3 protein-coding genes are annotated in these 4,225 nt (G+C 69.0%); all 3 read right to left on the reverse strand.

Going from position 1 to position 4,225, the window contains the following annotated elements; genetic code table 11:
- Nucleotides 1–35: 35 nt before the first annotated feature.
- Nucleotides 36–1,031 carry a Vms1/Ankzf1 family peptidyl-tRNA hydrolase gene (locus WBV89_RS21170; protein WP_423983314.1) on the reverse strand — a complete coding sequence of 332 codons (996 nt, stop codon included), beginning with the start codon at nucleotides 1,029–1,031 and terminating at the stop codon, nucleotides 36–38.
- Entirely contained in the window at nucleotides 1,028–2,476 is a 1,449-nt protein-coding gene (locus tag WBV89_RS21175; protein ID WP_423983315.1) for an NADH-ubiquinone oxidoreductase-F iron-sulfur binding region domain-containing protein, read from the reverse strand. Before WBV89_RS21175 ends, WBV89_RS21170 begins: the two co-directional genes overlap by 4 nt.
- 156 nt (nucleotides 2,477–2,632) lie before the next feature.
- Nucleotides 2,633–4,225, reverse strand: a 1,593-nt coding sequence (gene purM, locus WBV89_RS21180; protein ID WP_423983316.1) for a phosphoribosylformylglycinamidine cyclo-ligase, incomplete at its 5' end; no start/stop codon positions are given.

The following is a 4,225-nucleotide window of genomic DNA, read 5'->3' on the forward strand; positions in this document are numbered from 1 at the left end:
TGCGCGAACAGTTCACGAGATCGGCGGGTGGGGGGTCACCAGCGGAGGATCGCGGCGAGGCCGTCGTCGAGGCTGGCGACGTTCGGTATGACGTGGATGTCGGCGTCGGTGAGCAATGCCTGACGGATCGCCCGATCGATGGTCCCCGAATCGTTCGATTCGTCGTCGTGGACCAGGAGCGTCTCGACGCGCCCCTCGGCGAGCGCGTTGGTGACCTCCAGCGACGTCGTCGTGCGGTGGTCGACACGCTCCCTGAACTCGTCGAGCAGTGCCTTGGTGTCGCCGGCCGCGATGTTTGCCACCAGCCTGACGATCTCGTCGGCTGCACCGTCGGCGTCACCCGCGCCCACGGCGTGCACCGGGACATCGAGTTGGTCGTCGAGCAGATCGACGAGCATCGACTGTGCCCGGGTCGGGCCGACCACGGCGACGATCCGCGCTCCGACCTCGTCGACCAGTGTCGACACGGCATCGGCGACGTCCTCGATGTTGTCGTCCCACGTGTTCTCCGCACGCTGCTGGAACCGTCGCTGCGACCATCCGCCGGGATGGCCGCGATGGATGTGCAACGTGTTGCCGTCGACCTGGTGCGTCGCCGTCACGGACCCGCCGTCGAAGGCGATCAGGTCCGCCCCCGCAAGGTCGGTTTCGACCACGACGTGGGGAAGCACCCGTTGGCGTGCTTCGATCAGCGGAGCGAGGCGGGGGAGCGGCCCTTCGGTCAGGGACGGCCGACGTACCGGTTGATCGATGAACTCGACGAACGTCGGTCCGGACCGCGGGCGAATGGCGATGACGGAGGCACCGTCGCCGTGGTCGAGCGCTTCCAGGTCGGCGGTCATCGCCGTGACATCGGACGCCCAGTCGACGGTGGCCGAACGCAGAGCGTTGTGGATCTGGACGTCGAAGCGATCGGCTGCGCCGGCGACGTCGCTGCGGGCGGGAATCAGAGCGGTCAGGAACGGTCCGTCGTGGCCCACGAGGTCGCGAAGATCGGTCATCGTCGAGGTGCGGGCGAGGGTGCTTCTCATGTGGAGGGGGTACCACCCGAACCGCTCACTGAAACGCTGGAGCCGGGCGCCCAGTCGGCGTTCTTGTCGAGATGGCTGCGGTCGGTGACCGCAAGGCCATCCACGATGTCGGCGATCGGAGCGATCAGATCGATGCCGGCAGGCCCGAGTTCGCCCGACAGATGGGACGCGTTGGCTGCGCACGCCAGCTCGTGCAGACTCGCCACCGCGGTCTGGTGCTGCGACGCCAGCCCGCAGCGGGCGCCGTCGGCGACCGTCGAGAGCAGGCCGTCGATCTCGGAGTCGATGTCGCGTCCGGCCGCCTGCTCCGATCGGCGGATCACGTCGAGCCGATCCGCGATCGCGCCGCCATCGACCTTGCAGGGCTGACACTGCCCGCAGGATTCGATCGCGAGGAAGCGGGCGACCCCGTGTGCCGTCGCTGCCAGGTCGGTGTGGTCGTCGAGCACGATGAAGCCGGCGGCACCGAGTCCCGATCCGGCCGCGCTGAAGGCGTCGAAACACAGCGGCGTGTCGAATCGGTCCGCCGGGAGCACCGCGTTCGCCGTGCCGGAAATCGCGCCGATCACCGTGTGATCGTCGACGGCTCCGTCGCCGAGCGAGTCGAGCACGTCCCAGAACGGCGTCCCCATGGCGAACTCGGCGACTCCGTGTTCGGCGACGGCCCCCGAGATCGTGCAGATTGCGGTTCCGGGCGTCGCGTCGGTGCCGACCGATCGGAACTCGTCGACGCCGTGCGCGAGCACGAACGCGACGTTCGCCATGGTCTCGACGTTGTTCACCAACGCGGTCGTACTTGCATCCGTCTCGTCGACCCGTTCGGCATCGGCCTCGCCGGCGAGTGAGAGGTCGCTCGCTTCGTTCCCTTCACCGACTTCATCGCCGAGCCCGCGCCGGTACGGCGGCGTGACGCGGGGGAGCGGCGGGCGACCTTCGACCACCTCGAGGAGTGCCGATTCCTCACCGAACAGATACGAAGCCGGCCCGGTGACGACCCGCAGGACGACGTCGTCGATCCCACGGGACTCGAACGCGGCGATCGCCGTGCGGAGGCGCTCGATCTGATCGGTGAACTGCTCCTTGACCGCGAACACCACATTCTCGGCGCCGACCGCCCGGGCGGCGATGAGGGCACCCTCGACGACCTGGAAGGGGTCGTTGCTGATCAGCGTGCGGTCCTTGAAGGTGCCGGGTTCGCCTTCGGCACCGTTGACCACGACCGACACCGGTCGTGTCCCGGTCATCTCGGTGACGGTTCGCCACTTCGTCCCGGTCGGAAATCCGGCGCCACCGCGTCCCCGCAGGCCGCTGGCCTCGATCATCTCGATGATCTCGCGGGGACCGATCTCGGCCGCTTTCTGGAGTCCGCGCCCACCGCCGAGGGCGGTGAAGTCGTCGAAGGTGTCCACGGTGTTGCGGCGCAGGATTCGGTTGGTGCGAGCCATGCGTCGCGGCCTACCCGGTCCGGCCCCCGCCGAAACGCACCCCGTCGCTCCGGATCGCCCCGGATCGCCCCCGGATCGCCCGCCAACGCCGATCTCGTGAACTTGTCCGGCGCTCCGTGCGCGAACAGTTCACAAGAACAGCTTGGGGACGGGGGGTCAGGTCAGGGTGACGGCGCGCGCACCGGAGACGAGGCGGCCGATGCGCCAGGTGGTCTCGGGGATCGCAGCTTGCACCTCGTCGGCGTCCTCGGGGGCGCAGACGACCACCATGCCGATGCCCATGTTGAGGGTCCGGTACAGCTCCTCGGTCGACATCTGCGGCGTCAGTTCACGCACGAGCGCGAACAGCGGAGGGATCGGCCAGGAAGCGAGATCGATCTCGGCGCCCACGCCGTCGGGGAGCACCCGCGGCAGGTTCTCGGGGAGCCCGCCACCGGTGATCTGGGCGAGCGCCTTGACCCGGTCGGTGGCCAGCACCGCCCGAAGCGGGTCCAGGTAGTTGCGGTGCGGTTCGAGGAGAGCATCGGCGAGCGGACGGTCCATGCCGGCGATCACGGTGTCCATCGGCGCCCACTCGAACACCTTGCGCAGCAGCGAGTAGCCGTTCGTGTGCGGTCCCGACGAGGCGACACCGATGAGCACGTCGCCGGACCCGACGTCGGTGCGGGGGAGCAGGTCGGCCCGATCGGCGACACCGATCAGGGTCCCGGCGATGTCGAATGCTCCGTCCCGGTAGACGCCCGGCATCTCGGCGGTCTCGCCGCCCAACACCGCGCAGTTGGCAGCTCGGCACGCCTCGGCCATCCCCTTCACGATGTCGGCCACCATGTCGGCATCGAGCACGCTCGCCGCGATGTAGTCGAGGAAGAAGAGCGGTCGCGCGTTCTGCACCAGCACATCGCCGATGCAGTGATTGACGATGTCGGCCCCGACGCCGCGGACGCGTCCGAGGCGCGCGGCGAGTTCGACCTTGGTGCCGACCCCGTCGGTCGATGCGACCAGCACCGGTTCGTCCAGTTCCTTGATGGCCATTCCGGAGAAGACGCCGCCGAAGCTCCCCACGCCGTGCAGGACACCAGCGCCCGAACCGACGTCGTGGGTCGACTCCACCGCCGCCTTCATCTCGGTGACCGCTCGTGTTCCCTCGTCGATGTCGACGCCGGCGTCGGCATAGGACGCGAGTGCCGCTCCGGGCGCGCGCCAGGCGATGTCCTGACGGACCTGCATTCCGCGGAACTCGATCGCTGCCATTCGGGCATATGCGATGCGGCGGGCCTCGGCCAGATTCTGGCCCAGACCGGTGACGGCGAGAACCCGGCCGCCGGCGACCCGACCGTCGATGACGCCGGCGTCGAAACGGAGCGCGATCCCGTCGTGAGCCTCGTTGAAGGCCTCGTCGTCGGTCACGCGATCCACGATCTCGTCGCCCGCGACCGGGGCGATCGGGTATCCCTCGGCCGCAGCGACGACCGTCACCGAACTCCGCGAACGGGTGACCATCGGGATGCTCGTGACGGCGCCGCGTGTGGCCGCAAGCGCCAACTCCGCAAGGTCGGTCTCGAGCAGCGGGAGGATGGCCTGGACCTCGGGGTCGCCGAAGCGTGCGTTGTACTCGATCAGCAGCGGTCCGTCGGTCGTCAACATCAGGCCGGCGTAGATCACGCCGACGTACGGGGTTCCGGCGGCAGCGAAATGGTCGAGCACGGGCTGCACGAACGTGGCAAGCAGCTCGTCCGGGCGGTGCGGGAT

The organism is Ilumatobacter sp. (assembly GCF_049588435.1).
GTDB lineage: Bacteria > Actinomycetota > Acidimicrobiia > Acidimicrobiales > Ilumatobacteraceae > Ilumatobacter_A.